Raw genomic sequence first — 16,393 nt, forward strand, 5'->3', positions numbered from 1 at the left:
ACCCAGAGGAGACAGCGTTCGAAGCCGCTGTGCTGGGCGGGAATACAACCGCACCGCCCCGCGGCGAGCGAAGCGAGCTGCGCTTTTCGAATCGAAAGTTTTGCGCGAGCGGTTCGCGCCGACGGCGCGAACCCGAGCGGAAAATTTTCGTGGCTAGTCGTCCGCGCTGACCGCTTCCTGCTCCTCTTCGACGTAGTACTCCTCGATGAGGTCCTCGTCGATACGGTTGAGCTCCGGCTTCGGGAACGCCGAGAGCAGGTCCCAGCCGATGCCGAGGGTGTCCTCGATGGAGCGGTTCGTGTTGTACCCCTGCTGGACGAACTCGTTCTCGAACGCCTCGGCGAAGTCGAGGTACTTGTTGTCACGCTCGGAGAGCGCCTCGCGACCGACGATGTTCACGAGGTCACGCAGGTCCTCACCCTCCGCGTACGCGGCGTAGAGCTGGTCGGACACGTCGGCGTGGTCCTCGCGGGTCAGCCCCTCACCGATACCGTCGTCCATCAGCCGGGAGAGGGACGGCAGCACCTGGATGGGCGGCTGGATACCCTGCGAGTTCAGGTCACGGTCGACGTAGATCTGCCCCTCCGTGATGTAGCCGGTCAGGTCCGGGATCGGGTGCGTGTCGTCGTCACCCGGCATCGTGAGGATGGGGATCTGCGTCACCGAGCCCTCGCGCCCCTCGATGCGGCCGGCCCGCTCGTAGAGGGTCGCCAGGTCGGTGTACATGTACCCGGGGTAGCCACGCCGGCCCGGGACCTCCTCGCGAGCCGCCCCGATCTCACGGAGCGCCTCGCAGTAGTTGGTCATGTCCGTCAGGATGACGAGCACGTGGTACCCCTTGTCGAACGCGAGGTACTCTGCCGTCGTCAGGGCCAGTCGCGGCGTGATGGTCCGCTCGACCGCAGGGTCGTCCGCGAGGTTCATGAAGACGACCGAGCGCTCCAGCGCGCCGGTGCGCTCGAAGTCCTGCATGAACTCGTTTGCCTCCTCCTGCGTGATGCCCATCGCGCCGAAGATGACCGCGAACTCGCTGCCCTCGCCCTCGGCGTCCTCTTCCGGGACGGTCGCCTGACGGGCGATCTGGAGCGCGAGGTCGTTGTGCGGCAGACCGGACCCCGAGAAGATGGGGAGCTTCTGGCCGCGCACGAGCGTGTTCATCCCGTCGATGGCGCTCACACCCGTCTGGATGAACTCCTCGGGGTACTCGCGGGCCGTCGGGTTGATCGCCGCCCCGACGATCTCTCGCTCCTCCTCGGGTTCGATGTCCGGCCCGCCGTCGATGGGCTGGCCGGACCCCGAGAGCACGCGACCGAGGAGATCCTCGGTCAGCGGCATCTGCAGGGTCTCACCCAGGAACCGCACCGAGGAGTTCCGGTCGATACCGTCGGTCCCCTCGAACACCTGGATTGCGACGTACTCGGAAGTCGATTCCAGCACCTGGCCACGCCGGACGTCCCCCGAGGGCGTCTCGATCTCGACGATCTCGTCGTACCCGACGGGCTCGTCGACCTCGGCGAACACCAGCGGGCCGCTGATCTCCGTGATTGTCTTGTATTCTTTCTGCATGGTCAGTACAGCTCCTGCAGTTCGCTGGTGATCTGGTCCTCGACCTCGTCGATGAACTCGTCGTAGTCCTCGGCGGTCCCCATCCGGTTCAGCCGGGGGGCACCGTCGATGGCCTGGATCTCCTCGACCGGGACACCCGCCTCGAGCGCCTCGAACGCCTCGTCGTTGAACGTCTTGATGGCGCCGAGCATCCGGTAGGTCTTCTGCGGCTCACAGAACGTGTCAACGTCGTGGAACGCGTTCTGCTGGAGGTACGCCTCGCGGAGGTAGCGCGCCACCTCGAGGGTGAGCTGCTGGTCCTCCGGCAGGGCGTCCTTACCGACGAGCTGGACGATCTCCTGCAGCTCGGCCTCCTCGTCGAGCGTGTCGACGGCCCACTGTCGCCGCTCGGGCCAGCCGTCGTCGACGTTCTCCGTGAACCACGGGTCGAGCTGCTCTCGGTAGAGCGAGTAGGACTCGTTCCAGTTGATGGACGGGAAGTGCCGCCGTTCGGCGAGGTCCGCGTCCAGCGCCCAGAACGTCTTGACGATACGCAGGGTGTTCTGCGTGACCGGCTCCGAGAAGTCACCACCCGGCGGCGAGACGGCGCCGATGACCGAGATGGACCCCTCCGTGCCGTTGATGTTCTGGAAGTAGCCGGCGCGCTCGTAGAACTCCGAGAGGCGGGCGGCGAGGTACGCGGGGTACCCCTCCTCACCGGGCATCTCCTCCAGCCGCGAGGAGATCTCGCGCATGGCCTCGGCCCACCGCGAGGTGGAGTCGGCCATCAGCGCCACGTCGTAGCCCATGTCGCGGTAGTACTCGGCGATGGTGATGCCCGTGTAGACACAGGACTCACGCGCCGCCACCGGCATGTTCGACGTGTTCGCGATGAGGCACGTCCGGGACATCAGCGGGTTCCCGGTGACCGGGTCCTCCAGCTCCGGGAAGTCTTCGATGACCTCGGTCATCTCGTTGCCACGCTCGCCACAGCCGACGTAGACGACGATGTCCGCGTCGGCCCACTTCGCGAGCTGGTGCTGGGTGACGGTCTTGCCCGAGCCGAACGGACCCGGGATGGCGGCCGTCCCGCCCTTCGCGATGGGGAACAGGCCGTCGAGGATGCGCTGGCCGGACACGAGCGGCGTGTCCGGCGTCTGCTTCTCGACGGTCGGACGCGGCTCGCGCACCGGCCACTCCTGGTGCATCGAGAACTCCGCGCCGGTGTCCAGTGCGACGACGGTGTCGGTCACGCTGTGGCTGCCACCGTCGACCTCGACGACCTCGCCGGTGTGCTCCTGATCCGCACGGGTCTCCGGCGGGACGAGCACCTTGTGGTCGATCTGGACCGTCTCCTCGACGACACCCAGAACGTCACCGGGCGAGACCTCGTCGCCGACCTCGACGGACGGCTCGAACTCCCACTCTTTCTCCATGTCGATACCGGGGGCGTCGACCCCACGGTCGAGGAACGCACCCATGCGCTCCTCGAGGACGTCGAGTGGACGCTGGACGCCGTCGTAGATGGAGTCCAGCATGCCGGGACCCAGGTCGACGCTCAGCGGCTCGCCCGTGTTCTCGACGGGTTCGCCGGGAGCGACGTCCGAGGTCTCCTCGTACACCTGGATCGTCGTGATGTTCCCCTCTATCTCGATGACCTCGCCCATCAGCCCTTCGTCGCCCACGTAGACGACGTCGTTCATCCGGGCGTCGAGGTCCGTGGCGGTCACGACCGGACCGCTCACGCTCTCTATGACACCTTCCGCGGTGTCTGCTTCGGTTGCCTGACTCATGTTCTAGTCTTCCGCCATCAGGTCGATCCCGATCGCTCGCTTGATCTGGTCGCGGAGACCGCCGCCACCGGCGGCGCTCCCCAGCGTCACGAGCACGGGCTCGACACTCGTTTCGACGTCGCGTCGGACTGTGCGCGAGAGATGCTCGAGGTCGTCCTCGTGCATCACCACGATACCGACACCGTCGTCCTCCAGCATCTCGGTCACCGCCGCGTCGAGTTCCTCGGGCTTGTCCTCCTCGGGAACGTTCGCGAACTCGCGGATGCCCGCGAGACGGAAGCCCGTCGTGAACTCCGGACTGCCGATGACGCCTATCTCCTGACTCATATCATCACCAGCTCCGTGTCGATCTCGTCCTCGCCCAGCCCGGCCTCGCGGCCGCGGGCGATGGCACGCAGGTTGTCCACCTCGCGCTCCTTGGCGAGCACGTACGCCAGCACCGGACACACCGACAGGGGGTACCGGTTCGAGAGGCGGTCGGAGTACTCGAGCAGCGCCGCGTCGAGCGCGTGCTCGAACGCGATGAGGCTATCTGCCTGCTCCAGTTCGTCGAGCGCCTCGTTCAGGTCGCTCCCGTACGGCGACTCACGGATGCGTGCGACGAGTTCGTCCGTGTTCGTCGAGAGCTGCCGGAGTTCGTCGGCGTCGAACAGCCGACCGCCCTCGATGAAGTACTCGCCCGGGTCGATGTCCGCGCCCGACCGGGCGATGCGGAGCGCGTTCCGGAGGTTCCGGAAGTCGATCTCCGCGCGCAGGAACTCGATGTAGAGCTCCGTCGCCACGTCCGGTTCGCTCGGGAGCCCCGAGAGCAGCGTCTCGTAGAACGCCCGGTCGACCGCGTTCTCGAGCGGGACCAGCGTCCCCGTCGACTCGTAGTCGTCGAACGCCGCCGCCAGCGGCTTGCCGAACATCGTCCCCTGCAGGCGGTCGACGGCGTCCTCGATGGACTCCGAGTCGACCAGCGTCGAGAGGAACTCCTCGTCGAACTCGCCGGCTCCGATGAGGTCGTCCTCGATCTCCTGTCGGGAGGCGTCGGCGTACAGCCCACGCACGACGGTCTTGACGTTCCACGCGTCGAACTTCCGGAGGTAGCGCGCGATGTAGTCGTACAGCCGCCCCTCGGCCCAGTCCAGCAGGTCGTTGAAGTGCTTGGCCAGGTTGCGGTTCAGCGCGTACTCGATCAGGTCGACGCCGGAGTAACGGGAGCCGAGCGCGTTCATCTCGCGCTCGTACTCCTCTTCCTCCATGAAGCGGGCGATCTCGCCGGTCCCCATGCGGACGAGTTTCCGGTAGTCGTCCTCGTCGAACAGCGACGCGCGACGGGACCGCACGCGGGCCGTGACGTACTCGTAGTTCGAACTCGACTCCGATGGGGCGATGATGCTCATTGGAACAGTTCGTCCGATATCTCCCGCAGGTTGTCCTCCCAGACCTCGGCGAGGACGGAGTCGAACGTGTTGTTGACACGGACCCGCGAGCCCTCGCTCTCGACGACGACGCCGCCGAGGCAGTCGTACTCGCCGGCGTACGAGAAGCCCTCGTAGTCGTCGAGCACGTCGGTCAGCAGTTCCTCGTCGTCGGCCCGGCCGTACACCTGCACGTCGTCGCCGTCGAACTCCTCGGCGGCCACGTCGAGCAGGGCACGGGTCAGTTCTTCGCGACGCTCACCCTCGAGACCGGCGACCTCCTCCTCGACGTCCTCGCGGACGTCGGCGAGCAGTTCGCGGCGGGCTTCGAGCCGGGCCTGCTTGGCCTCGAGCTTCGCGGAGGAGAGCGTCTGCTCTCGCTCCTGCTCGATGCTGCGCTCGACCTCGCGCTCGGCCTCCTCGAGGATGTCCTCGGCGTCGCTCTCGGCCTCGGAGACGATCTCCTCGGCTCGCTGTTCGCCCTCGTCCCGGATTTCCTCCGCACGCGCGCGGGCTTCGTCCCGGATGTCCTCTACGACTGTATCCAGACTCATGTTGGAAAAGGGGGGCGTGTTCAGACGAAGCTCTCGTACGGGACCTCGGGCACGACGAAGACCACGACGAGCGCCAGGATGACGAGCGTCTCCGGCAGGACCGTCAGGATGAGGCCACGACCGAACATCTCGTCGTCCTCTGCGACGGCACCGACCGCCGCGGCACCGATACCGCGCTCTGCGTACCCGGCACCGAACGCCGCGAGGCCGACCGCGAGCGCGGCCGCGGCCTTCGGCGGGATAGCCGGGAAGTTGGTCTGAATCGGTACGAGGATGGCAGCGACCAGCGATGTGAGTTCCATCATTCTTGAGTTACCTCTGGTGTGGTTCCGAACGGCTAGACGTCCACACAAGAGACCCATAAAACTTCCCAAACGCGGTTGCCAGCGCCCGTGCGGCCGGCTTAGCACGAACCGCACGCTCCCCGCTGGAGGAGCCGCGGGGCGGGCGAGACCGAAGCCGGCGGCGGGCCGAGGTCAGTCCTCGGTCGTGTACGTCCGCTCGTAGCCGAACGGGTTGTACTTCGCGCCGCCGCCCTCGTAGAACTTCCCGAAGAACTCCACGTACTCGAGACGCACCGCCTGCAGGCCGGCGCTCGTGACACCGAGCGCGAGGACGAGCGCGTGGCCGAATACGAGGATGACGATGCCGAGCAGCGCGAAGCTGATTCCACCGTGGGCCAGTCCCTCGAACAGGATTCCGGTCGGGACGTACCCGTGGAACTCGGTCCCCTGCTGGATCATCTCCTGGGTCGGCATGCCACCCGTTCCGAAGTGCCACCCACCCTTGCTGTCGACGTAGACGCCGAAGAACAGGAGGTTGACCACGAAGGCCATCCCCGCCTTGGCGAGCAACACAGCCGCGAGCCTGGTGTACGAGAGGACGTTGACGAGCACGTTCAGGAACTCGACGCCCTCGATGGGCTCACCGTAGACCAGCAACACCAGCCCGACGGCGAACACCGCCAGCCCGGCCAGCCCGACGGACGGCGGGAAGCCGGTGAACCCGAGTTCGAACGGGTTCCCGTTGAACACGCTCTGCGAACCGTACATGAGCGACGGTGCCGAGCCGAAGGCGCCGGCGAAGATCCACGCCCACAGCCCGAACATCATCAACAGCCACGAGCCGTTCTCGTACATCGCATCGGCGAATCCGTGGCTGAGGTCCTGGTAGAAGCCGACGATCCAGCCGACGGTCAGGTGCAGGACACCGGCGAGCAGGCTGACGACCAGCCAACCGAGCGCGTAGTCGGCGTACTGGGGCTTGAGCCCCTTGTGCAGCGGCGGCGAGCCGTCGAACAGTATCTCACCGAGTTCGAGCAGTCCGAATATCTCGCCGTACAGGACGCCGAACAGCGCCGTGAACCCACCGGCCCACAGCGCGACGCCACCGAGCGAGCGGATCATGTCGCTGTCGAAGCGCGTGTAGAGGAACGCCCCCAGCGCCATGTAGAGGATCCCGTAGCCGAGGTCACCGATCATGAACCCGAAGAAGGCCGGGAACGTCAGGAAGACGATGAACGTCGGGTCGAGTTCGGTGTACTTCGGCCGGTTGATGACCTCGACCAGCGCCTCGAACGGCTTGACCGGGCCGGCGTTGTTCTGGATGACCGGCGGCGCACCGCCCGCCATCGCGGTGTCGGTCCCACCGTCGGAGACCGCCTTCTTGTCGCCGCCATCCGTGGCGACGGGGTCCCCGACCGGTTCCTCCTCGCCGTGCGGGTGGCCGTCCTCGTCGTAGGCCGCCTCGCCGTGCTTCTCGATCTCGACGTGGTCACCGACCGCGTCGGTCAGCGACGTGACGAGGTCGTCGTACCGGATGGAGGGGATCCACCCCTCCGCGACGAAGGCGTTCTCCGTCGTCGCGAACGAGAGCGGCGCCTCGCGCTTCTGGACGTCGATGGCGAGTTGCTCCTCGGCCGCGAGCAGGAAGCCCGCGGACTCCGCGCGGACGTCCTCCAGTTCGGACTGGACGGTCTTCAGTTTCGACTCCAGCGTCGACCTGCGCTCGCGCAGGTCCGAGACGTAGCCCTCGGGCGAGCCGTCGACGTCCGGGATGTCGAGACCGGTGAACTGCGCGCCGACCAATACGTCGTTCACGTCGACGTCGTCTCGGACGTACGCGAAGACGCCGAGCGCGCCCTTCTCGCCGGTGAACAGTTCGAACTGCTCGACGCCGGGGGTCTCGGTCAGCGCCTCGCGGACCGCCGACGGGTCGCCCTCGCCCACCGCGACGGAGAGCGAGTCGTAGCCGGAGAGGAGGTCGAGGTCGACACCGAGGTCGACGAACGGCTCGACCATGCCGAGTTCCTCCTCGACCGAGCGGAGCTCCTCGCGCAGGTCGTCGCGCCGGTCGTCGAGTTCGTTGACACGGACCCGGACGTCCTCGAGTTCGCGCTCGAGTTCCTCGTCGTCGAGGACGCGCGGGTGAGCGCGCTCCTCGACGCTCGCCTCCTCCACCTCGAGGATGGACTTGAGCGAGCGCACGGTGACGAGTTTCTCGGAGGCCTGGTCGGCGCCCTCCGTCGGGTTGCCGGGGTCGAACCCCTCCCACGCGCCGTCGTACTCCGTCATGTGCAGCAGGCGGAGGTCGTGGACCGTCTCGACGACCTCGTCCATCACGCCCTTGGATCCCGTTACCGAGACCCGGCTCATCCGTTCAGGTCTGAGCATGCACCGCCTCCTCGAACAGGTCGACGACGTGTTCGACCACCTCCTCGCGGCGCCGCTCGGCCTGCGCTTCGAGCTGCTCGCGCTCGGCCTCGCCCTCCTCGACGATGGTCGCTCGTTCTTGTTCGATATCCTCACGGGCCTCGGCGAGTCGCTCTTCCTTCATCGAGGCGGCCTCCTCCCGAGCCTCCTCGCGGATGCGCTCGGCCTCCTCGCGGGCCTCCTGGATGTGCTCCTCGCGGTCGGCCTCGGCCTCGGCGACGATGTCGTCGGCCTCGGCCTCGGTCTGTTTGATGCGTTCGAGAACCTCTGGCCTCGCCATATGCTTATCGTGCGTGGGTTGCACCACGGCGTATAAGGTAGTTGCGAAAGGCAGAGGCGTGGCGGGTCTCCGGTCGGGAATTCGACCGAATCGTCGCCCCTCCTGTCGGTCCGTCGTCTCGTTCGCGTCGCGTCGCTCGGCCGCCCGCCGGACGAGCACCCGGCCGGTTCGGCGGGAAACCGGGGAGTTATGACCGTCCCACACCAACACGAGGGCAATGGGATTCCTCGAGAACAAGGCCCGAGCGCGGCTGTTCTACCGGTACTTCTCGGAGCTGTACGACACCATCAACCCGTTCATCTGGAACGAGGAGATGCGCGACCAGGCGCTCGAGTGGTTCGGCATCGAGGAGGGTGACGTCGTCCTCGACGTCGGCTGTGGGACTGGGTTCGCCACCGAGGGGCTGCTCCAGCACACCGACGAGGTCCACGGCCTCGACCAGTCCGACGGCCAGCTCTCGAAGGCGTTCGCCAAGTTCGGCAAGACCGAGCAGGTGAAGTTCTACCGCGGCGACGCGGAGCGCTTGCCGTTCAAAGACGACACGTTCGACGCGCTCTGGTCCTCGGGGTCCATCGAGTACTGGCCGAACCCGGTCGACGCGCTAGAGGAGTTCCGGCGGGTCGTCAAGCCCGGCGGGCCGGTGCTCGTCGTGGGACCGGACTACCCCGAGAGTACGGTGTTCCAGAAGCTCGCGGACGCCATCATGCTGTTCTACGACGCCGAGGAGGCCGACCGGATGTTCACCGCGGCCGGCTACGAGGAGTTCGAGCACCACATCCAGCAGCGCAAACCCGGCACACCGAAGGCCATCACCACCGTCGCCCGCGTGCCGGGTGGCGAGGACGAGGCCGCGGCCGAGGAGGCCGACGCGGAGGTCGACTCCGACGTCGGCGACGACGCCATCGAAGCCTGAGCAGTCGTTCCGTCACGCCGTCTCCACGCGACTCGACCGCCGAGCGACGGGTACACGACGCCCGCGCTACGACTGCGACGCGAAGGGGTCGCTCGGGAACGTGATGGGGACGCTGACCGTCGTGTCCCGGGCCGTGGCGTTCACCACGAACGGGTCGCGCGGCGTGACCGTCCAGAGGCGGCCGTCGGGGCCCGTGCGACCCACGCGCTCGCCGTCGAGGGTCACCGTCGCCGCCACCGGGTCGTTCGACTCGTTGTCGCGAACCTGGATCTCGAGCGGTCCGCCGGCGTAGGTGCGGTTCACCTGCAGGAGCAGGCCGTCCGAGGTGTTGACCCGTGGCCCGGACGTCGGCACCTCGTCCACGGAGAGGTACTGGACCTCGCGGAACACGTCGGCGGTCCCCCCGTCGATGTAGGTGATGAGGTCGCCGTTCCGGGCGGTCCCCTGCCGGTGGTCGACGGTGACCGAGTAGACGCCGGCGAGGTAGAGGAACGGCGCGCCGGTCCGCGAGCCGACGGAGAACGCGAGCTGGTTGTCGAACGCCCACGGGTAGAGGGCGCGAGCGCGGTCCTGTGCGGCCTCGAGCTGGTACTGGTCGTCCCGGAAGAACTGGTCGGGCGCGCCGGCCGCCCGCTGGTCGGGGAGGTACGCCTCGCGGACGAACTGACGGTCGAACTCCTCGCCGACGATGGTCGAGAGGACGACACCGCTCGCAGAGGTGGAGACGAACACCCGCTCGGTGTCCTCGTCGCCACGCATCGCGCGCTTGGCCTGCTCACGGACCGGCCCCTGGAGACCGACCAGCCGCGCCTTCAGTTCGGCCACCGCCGCCGCGTCCACGGACGAGTCGTCGACCGACTGGGTGTACTGGTAGAGTTGCTGGACGGCGGGCGCGAGCGCGTCCGCCCCCGCGTCGACGGCCGCGAGTTCGCGGAGGTAGGTCTGCGGGCCGATGGAGCCGCGGTTGTACCGCGCGAGCGCCTGCCGCTCGCGCCGCTCGAGCGTGGCGATGCGCTCGTCGAGACGCTCGTGGCTGCGGGCGATGGTCGCCCGTCGCTCGGCGGCGGTCTCGGCCGCCTCGAACGCCTCGACCAGCCTGAGTCTGGCGTAGCGACCCCGGAGCGTCGCGTCGTCCATCGCCATCGTCGCGCCCACGTCGAGACGGACGACGGCGACGGTGGAGGTGGTCACGTCGCTCGACGGGAGCGAGAGGTAGGCCGTGGTCCCGTTCCGTTCGGTGACGGGAGGACTCGTCGCGGCCGCGCTCGCGGGCGGTCCGGCGTCGGCCGTCGGGGTTCCGGTGCGGGCGGGCGGCGCGTCCGAGGGGGCGCCGGCCGTCCCGGTCGAGGCGTCGGTCGTGGGGAGGGCAGCGACCGGGGAGAGGGCGAGCAGCAGGGCGAGGGCGATGGCCACGCCGGTCGCACGGGGACCGTCCATGTCCGCTCGGTGGGAGACGCCAGCACAAAAATCCACTCGTCCGGGGGGCGGCGCGAGCCGCACGAGAGAAGCCACGAGCGACGCTTAGACGTTTCACAGAGGTCTGAGACGTTTCACCGGGTCATGGAAAGCGTTTTGCCGCGAGGGCGTGGACCTCCGGGGTATGCGGCCGGGGCTGCCCTCCACGCTGACGCTGGTCCTCGTGCTCGTCCTCGCCGGTGTGGCCGGCGGCGTCGGGACTGCAGCGACCGCCCCGGTGACCGACACGCGGGCGGACGTCGTGCAGGTCGACCCGCCGAGGAACGGGACGCTCGTCGAACTCCAGTTGACGCCCGACGGCACCGCGCGCTGGACCGTCGAGCAGCGCTTCGCGCTCGACGACGAGAACGACACGCGCGCCTTCGAGCGCCTCGCCAACGAGTTCGAGGCCGGCGACGCCGGGACGGGCTACCTGGAGGCGTTCGCCCGGGGGCGGGTGGCCGCGAGCAACGCCACGGGTCGCGAGATGCGCCTCGTGAACATCAGCCGTGACAGCCGGGTCGAGGCGGCGAGGAACGTCAGCGTCGGCGTCCTCGAGCTCTCGTTCGAGTGGACGAACTTCGCGCGGGTCGGGGGCGGCAGGCTCCGCGTCGACGACGCGTTCCGCACGCCGGACAACGGGACGTGGTTCCCCGGCATCACCGAGAGCGAGACGTTCGTCGTCCGCCCGCCGGCGGGCTACGGCGTCTCCTCGGCACCGGCGGCTCCCACGCGCGGGGTCATCCGTCTCTTCGGCCCACGCGAGTTCGAACCGGGCTACCTCGACATCACGTACGAGCGACTGGCGACCCCCACCGAGACGCCGACGGTCACGGCGCCTGGGGGCACGCTCACCGGGTCGGGGACCCCGAGCGACACGCCGACCGTGCCGCCGACGGTCGACCGGGAGACGCTGTTCCTCCTCGTCGGCCTGGTGGGGCTCGGTCTGCTGGCCGTGCTGGTCTACCTGCTCGCGCGACGCGGGACGGGCGACGACGGGGGCGCCCCGGCGGCCGCGAACGGGGGCGTAGACGACGGTGGGGCGATCGCCGCCGGTGTCGCTGGTGGCGAGAGCGGTGACGGCGAACCGGAGCCGGAGCCAGCGCCGGAGCCCGAGCCGGAACCCGTGGACACGGAGCTGTTGAGCGACGAGGAGCGGGTGGAACACCTGCTGGAGTGGAACGGGGGGCGGATGAAGCAGGCGAACATCGTAGACGAGACCGGGTGGTCGAACGCGAAGGTCTCACAGCTGCTGTCGGCGATGGACGAGGCCGGCCGCATCGACAAGCTCCGCATCGGTCGGGAGAACCTCATCTCGCTGCCGGACGAGGACGTGACAGAGTTCGAGGAGTGAGTCGCCGACCGACGGGAGACGGCTGGATGGCGAACGGTGAGCGGAGCGAGCCGTGAGCGGTCGAACGGAGCGACCCGCGAGAAGTGAGCCACCCGGAGACGGTGGCGACGCCGACGGACGGCGGCCTCGGGCCGTGTCACCTCTCGACGTACACGGCAATAACGGCCGTAAACGGCCGGGAGAGCGGTCGACGAACTCCCCGATGCCTGCGCCATTCGGAAACGTTTAACCACGAACGACCGTCACCTAGAGACGACACGACCCATGAAGATACTCGTCACCGTCAAGGAGGTGGCCGAGGTCGAAGACGAGTTCGACATCGACGGACTCGACATCGACTCCCGCTACCTCGACTACGATCTCAACGAGTGGGACGACTACGCCATCGAGGCGGCCGTCCAGATCTCCGAATCGGCCGACGACGTGGAGGTCGTCACCGCCACCATCGGGCCGGAGCGGTCCGAGGAGACCATCCGGATGGCGCTCGCGAAGGGTGCCGACCGCGCGCTCCGCGTGTGGGACGACGACCTCGAAGCGGCCGAGTACCTCGACGTGAACACGAAGGCCGACCTGCTCGCCGCCGTGGTCGAGGAGGAGGACCCCGACCTCGTGCTGACGGGTGTCCAGTCGGCCGACGACTCCTACGGTGGGACGGGCGTGGCCCTCGCCGAGCGCATCGGCTTCGAGTGGGCCGCCGTCGTCAACAACCTCGATCTCGACGCCGACGCCGGCGTCGCCAGCGTCCGCCGCGAACTGGAGGGCGGTGTCGAGGAGCTGACCGACGTGGAACTGCCCGCGGTCCTGACCATCCAGACCGGTATCAACGAGCCGCGCTACGCGAGCCTGCGTGGTATCCGGCAGGCACAGCGCAAGCCGCTCGACGTCCAGTCGCTCGGTGACCTCGGTCTCGACGCGAGCGCACTCGAGACGCCCATCGAGCGCACCTCGATGTACGAACCGGAGTCCGAGTCCGACGCCACCATCTGGGAGGGGTCGGCCGAGGACACCGCCGGGGAACTGGCTGCGTTCCTCCGCGAGAAGGGGGTGGTCGAGGGATGAGCGACGTCCTCGCGATCACGGAGTCCCGGCGCGGCGCCCTGCGTGACGTCTCATACGAGATGATCACGGCGGGCCGCGAGCTCGCCGACGAACTCGGTGGCGAGCTCCACCTCGCGGTCATCAACGGCGACGTCGACGCGTTCGCCGAGGACCTGAACCGCACCGGCGTCGACGCCATCCACACCGTCGACGCGGGCGAGGAGTTCAACCACGACGTCTACACGCAGGCCATCACGCAGCTCTACGAGCACCTGTCGCCGACGGCCCTGCTGATGCCCAACTCGGTCAACGGCCTGGACTACGCGCCGGCCGTCGCCGGTGGGCTGGACCTGCCGCTCGTGACCGACGTCGTCGGCTTCGACGCCGACGGCGGCCTCGAGGTCACCCGCGAGCAGTACGGTGGCAAGGTCGAGACGACCTACGCCATCGACCACGACGCGTACGCGCTGACCGTCCGCCCGGCCGAGTGGCCGCAGGCGGGAGGTGACGGCGACGCCGCCATCGAGGCGTTCGACGCCGACATCGACGAGGACGCCGTCCGTTCGACGGTCAACGGCTTCGAGGAGGTCGGTGCCGGCGACGTCGACATCAGCGAGGCGGACGTGCTGGTCTCGGTCGGCCGCGGCATCGAGGAGGAGGAGAACATCCCGCTCGTCCAGGCACTCGCCGACGCGCTGGGTGCCACGCTCTCCTCGTCGCGCCCCATCGTGGACAACGGCTGGCTGCCGAAGAACCGGCAGGTCGGTCAGTCCGGCAAGGTCGTCACCCCGGACGTCTACATCGCCATCGGCATCTCCGGGGCGGTGCAGCACGTCGCTGGCATGAAGGGTGCCGACACCATCATCGCCATCAACACGGACCCGAACGCGCCCATCTACGACCTCGCCGACTACGGTATCGTCGACGACCTGTTCGAGGTCGTCCCCGAACTCATCGAGGAGTTCGGCGGCGAGGCGCCCGAACTCTGAGTCGGTCGCGTTCCACACCAGACCGCACCACCTCTCCATCTTTCACCCGACGAGCGACCGAACCTTTTCGACACCCCCCGTCCGAATCCCCGGCATGGAGACGCGACCCGTCGAGGTGGTCCCACTCGGCGACGTGGACGAGCGACACGCCGAGACAGCGATGCGCGCGCTCGCCGACGTCTACGGGTGTGACGCGCGGGTGGCACGGCGGGAGCCGCTGCCCGCCGGCGCACGCGACGAGGAGACCGGACAGTACCGCGCGGACGAACTGCTGGAGGCGCTCCCGGTGGGTGGGTTGCTCCGCCTCGGCGTCACGGACGTGGACCTCACCTATCGGCGGCGCAACTACGTGTTCGGCGTCGGCTACCTCGGCGAGTCCCGGGCAGTCTGTTCGACCTACCGGCTGGACACCCCGGACACCGAGGCCACAGCGGAGCGACTCCGCAAGCAGGCGGTCAAGCAGGTGGGCCACCTGCTGGGACTGGAGAACTGCGACAACCGTTGCGCGATGCAGTTCGCACCGACCGTCGACGAGGTGGACGTCCGGCCGGAGACGCTGTGCCGGGAGTGCCGTTCGACGCTGGCGTCGGCGGAGCGGGAGCCGACGGCCGGGACGGCGGGGAGTTCCGGGAGCGCCGTCGCGCCCTCGAAGGCCGACATCGAGGCGATCGAGGCGAGCGGAGACAGTGACGCCGACCGGAAGGGCTGGGGCGAGCAGGTGGTCGACGAGGGGGTGACGACGGTCCGCTTCACCCTCACGCTGGCCGCGTTCGCCCTCTCGTTCGTCGTGGTCGGAGCGGGAACGTACTGGCTCGTCGAGGACGTGTTCGGCGCGCAACTGGGACAGGTGGCCGGGTACGGCGTGCTCCTGCTCGCGGTGCTGGGCGGCATCTACCTCACGGTGAAGCTCAGACGCGTGGGGCGGGCCGCGTACGGCCGGGTCCGGGACTAGAGCGCGCTGGCCCCGAGGAACAGCTGTGCGATGCCGGAGAACCAGAGGAAGGCGGCGAGCGACACGGTGGCGGCGACGCTCCCCACGATGGCCGACGTCAGGAGCGCCCACCGGCGCGCGGACAGGAGGTCGTCACGCGAGCGGTCCGAGCAGAAGAACGGCCCCGCACCCGTCGTGAGGAGTATCGGTTTCGGCCCGTCGTCGTACACCTCGTCCCGCACGGCGCGGCCGTACGCGACCACCTCGTCCCCGGGGCGGAGGTGGTCCTGCCGGTAGCGCCGTTCGTGGCCCGGCGAGCGCTCGGCCGTGGCGTTGGCACGGTCGAAGGCGAGCACCTCGGGTGGGCGTCCCTCGTGGCTCTCTATCTCGTGGGTGACCGAGCGGTCGTCGGTCAGGTCGAGGTCGACGGTCGGGTCGACCCGGACTCGCCCGGCGTCGGTGGCCACGGCGAACGGTTCGGCCTCGCGCTCGTCGAACAGCGTGGTCGAACTCGACTCGCTCCAGTCCTCGACCGTGAGGTCGTAGAGCACGCACTCGTCGGCACCGATGGGGGTCCGGAGTGTGCCGGCCAGCGGTTCGACGCGTCCCTCGACGGTGACCCGGCCGTAGGCCAGCGAGTCCAGTTTCGGCACGGGCACGTCCGTCAGGGCGTTGTACTCGGCGTAGCGGTCGAAGCCGTCCCGGACCCGGAGCAGTCCCCAGAACACGCCGTAGACGGACCCGCCGAGCAGCGCGAGATAGGCGACGACGGCCAGCACCATCGGTCAGCGGGCGAACTGCTCGCGGATATCGACGCGCTCGCGGGCCTCCTCGTCGGCGCTGAACGGTTCGCGTGGCTCGTAGTCACGGCGCGAGGCGAACAGCGACTCGGGGAAGCGGTCGAGGCGGGCGTTGTAGCGGGCGACGGCCTCGTTGTAGTACTCCCGGCGGTCCTCCAGTCGCCGTTCGAGTTCGGTGATGGTCTCCCCGAGTTCCGCGAAGTGCTCGTCCGCGCGGAGTTCGGGGTAGTCGTCCGCGAGGTTGTAGATCTCGTCGACCGCCCGTTTTACCTCCACCTCGGCCAGCGCTCGCTGGCTCGGCGTGTCGGCCTCGACGAGTCGCTCGCGGGCGACCAGCACCTCCGCGAGCACCTCCTGTTCGACGTCGACGTGTTCGCGGGCTACCGCCACGAGCGAGGCCACCTCGTCGTGGCGCCGCTGGAGCAGGGTCTCGACGTTGCCCCAGGTCCGGTCGACGTTCTGCCGGGCCTCGACGAGGTTGTTGTGCGCGGACCCGAGGTAGCGGACGAGACTGTAGACGACCAGCAAGCCGGCGAACCCGGCGACGACGCTGGGGAACGAGACCATGTTTTCGAGAGACCCCGGAGCGGACGTATTTCTACCTGTCGCCCGCATCCGTCACCT

At 68.5% G+C, this 16,393-nt stretch carries 16 protein-coding genes; 5 read left to right on the forward strand and 11 right to left on the reverse strand.

What is annotated here, in order from left to right; genetic code table 11:
• Positions 1 to 153: 153 nt before the first annotated feature.
• The 8 genes from N0B31_RS12155 to ahaH all read right to left on the reverse strand — a co-directional run bounded on the left by N0B31_RS12155 (position 154) and on the right by ahaH (position 8,289).
• Positions 154 to 1,566, reverse strand: coding sequence for an ATP synthase subunit B (locus N0B31_RS12155; protein WP_260591896.1), 1,413 nt, complete (start codon positions 1,564 to 1,566; stop codon positions 154 to 156).
• Between the two features lie 2 nt (positions 1,567 to 1,568).
• Entirely contained in the window at positions 1,569 to 3,338 is a 1,770-nt protein-coding gene (locus N0B31_RS12160) for an ATP synthase subunit A (RefSeq protein WP_260591897.1), read from the reverse strand.
• 3 nt (positions 3,339 to 3,341) lie between these two features.
• Positions 3,342 to 3,665 carry a V-type ATP synthase subunit F gene (locus N0B31_RS12165; RefSeq protein WP_260591898.1) on the reverse strand — a complete coding sequence of 108 codons (324 nt, stop codon included), beginning with the start codon at positions 3,663 to 3,665 and terminating at the stop codon, positions 3,342 to 3,344.
• A complete protein-coding gene (locus N0B31_RS12170; RefSeq protein ID WP_260591899.1) occupies positions 3,662 to 4,726 on the reverse strand; it encodes a V-type ATP synthase subunit C in 1,065 nt (354 codons plus the stop codon). Before N0B31_RS12170 ends, N0B31_RS12165 begins: the two co-directional genes overlap by 4 nt.
• A complete protein-coding gene (locus tag N0B31_RS12175; RefSeq protein ID WP_260591900.1) occupies positions 4,723 to 5,298 on the reverse strand; it encodes a V-type ATP synthase subunit E in 576 nt (191 codons plus the stop codon). The genes N0B31_RS12170 and N0B31_RS12175 overlap by 4 nt, the downstream gene beginning before the upstream one ends.
• 20 nt (positions 5,299 to 5,318) lie before the next feature.
• Positions 5,319 to 5,603 carry an ATP synthase subunit C-like protein gene (locus N0B31_RS12180; protein ID WP_260591901.1) on the reverse strand — a complete coding sequence of 95 codons (285 nt, stop codon included), beginning with the start codon at positions 5,601 to 5,603 and terminating at the stop codon, positions 5,319 to 5,321.
• 171 nt (positions 5,604 to 5,774) lie between these two features.
• Complete coding sequence (locus N0B31_RS12185) at positions 5,775 to 7,970, reverse strand: V-type ATP synthase subunit I (protein WP_260591902.1); 2,196 nt, start codon at positions 7,968 to 7,970, stop codon at positions 5,775 to 5,777.
• Positions 7,957 to 8,289: an ATP synthase archaeal subunit H gene (gene ahaH, locus N0B31_RS12190; RefSeq protein ID WP_260591903.1), complete on the reverse strand. Its 333-nt coding sequence runs from the start codon at positions 8,287 to 8,289 to the stop codon at positions 7,957 to 7,959. Before ahaH ends, N0B31_RS12185 begins: the two co-directional genes overlap by 14 nt.
• 217 nt (positions 8,290 to 8,506) lie before the next feature.
• Here ahaH and N0B31_RS12195 point away from each other — a divergent pair, with 217 nt between their 5' ends.
• Positions 8,507 to 9,202 (forward strand): methyltransferase domain-containing protein, encoded by a 696-nt coding sequence (locus N0B31_RS12195; RefSeq protein ID WP_260591904.1) that lies wholly within the window; start codon positions 8,507 to 8,509, stop codon positions 9,200 to 9,202.
• 66 nt (positions 9,203 to 9,268) lie between these two features.
• Here the strand turns inward: N0B31_RS12195 and N0B31_RS12200 are convergent, their stop codons facing one another.
• Positions 9,269 to 10,639: a DUF7096 domain-containing protein gene (locus tag N0B31_RS12200; RefSeq protein WP_260591905.1), complete on the reverse strand. Its 1,371-nt coding sequence runs from the start codon at positions 10,637 to 10,639 to the stop codon at positions 9,269 to 9,271.
• Positions 10,640 to 10,802: 163 nt separating this feature from the next.
• Here N0B31_RS12200 and N0B31_RS12205 point away from each other — a divergent pair, with 163 nt between their 5' ends.
• From N0B31_RS12205 to N0B31_RS12220, 4 genes are all read left to right on the forward strand, one after another.
• The gene (locus N0B31_RS12205; RefSeq protein WP_260591906.1) at positions 10,803 to 12,011 is read left to right on the forward strand and encodes a helix-turn-helix transcriptional regulator; all 1,209 of its coding nucleotides are present in this window, start codon (positions 10,803 to 10,805) and stop codon (positions 12,009 to 12,011) included.
• A 264-nt stretch (positions 12,012 to 12,275) separates the two neighbouring features.
• The gene (locus N0B31_RS12210; RefSeq protein WP_260591907.1) at positions 12,276 to 13,070 is read left to right on the forward strand and encodes an electron transfer flavoprotein subunit beta/FixA family protein; all 795 of its coding nucleotides are present in this window, start codon (positions 12,276 to 12,278) and stop codon (positions 13,068 to 13,070) included.
• Positions 13,067 to 14,038 carry an electron transfer flavoprotein subunit alpha/FixB family protein gene (locus N0B31_RS12215; protein ID WP_260591908.1) on the forward strand — a complete coding sequence of 324 codons (972 nt, stop codon included), beginning with the start codon at positions 13,067 to 13,069 and terminating at the stop codon, positions 14,036 to 14,038. The genes N0B31_RS12210 and N0B31_RS12215 overlap by 4 nt, the downstream gene beginning before the upstream one ends.
• A 94-nt stretch (positions 14,039 to 14,132) precedes the next feature.
• A complete protein-coding gene (locus N0B31_RS12220) occupies positions 14,133 to 14,990 on the forward strand; it encodes a zinc metalloprotease (RefSeq protein ID WP_260591909.1) in 858 nt (285 codons plus the stop codon).
• Here N0B31_RS12220 and N0B31_RS12225 read toward each other — a convergent pair.
• Together N0B31_RS12225 and N0B31_RS12230 are read right to left on the reverse strand one after the other, a co-directional pair.
• Positions 14,987 to 15,751 carry a GIDE domain-containing protein gene (locus N0B31_RS12225; protein ID WP_260591910.1) on the reverse strand — a complete coding sequence of 255 codons (765 nt, stop codon included), beginning with the start codon at positions 15,749 to 15,751 and terminating at the stop codon, positions 14,987 to 14,989. The two genes, N0B31_RS12220 and N0B31_RS12225, sit on opposite strands and share 4 nt — an antisense overlap.
• Before the next feature lie 3 nt (positions 15,752 to 15,754).
• Positions 15,755 to 16,336 carry a LemA family protein gene (locus N0B31_RS12230; protein WP_260591911.1) on the reverse strand — a complete coding sequence of 194 codons (582 nt, stop codon included), beginning with the start codon at positions 16,334 to 16,336 and terminating at the stop codon, positions 15,755 to 15,757.
• Positions 16,337 to 16,393: the final 57 nt, after the last annotated feature.

The organism is Salinirubellus salinus (assembly GCF_025231485.1).
GTDB lineage: Archaea > Halobacteriota > Halobacteria > Halobacteriales > Haloarculaceae > Salinirubellus > Salinirubellus salinus.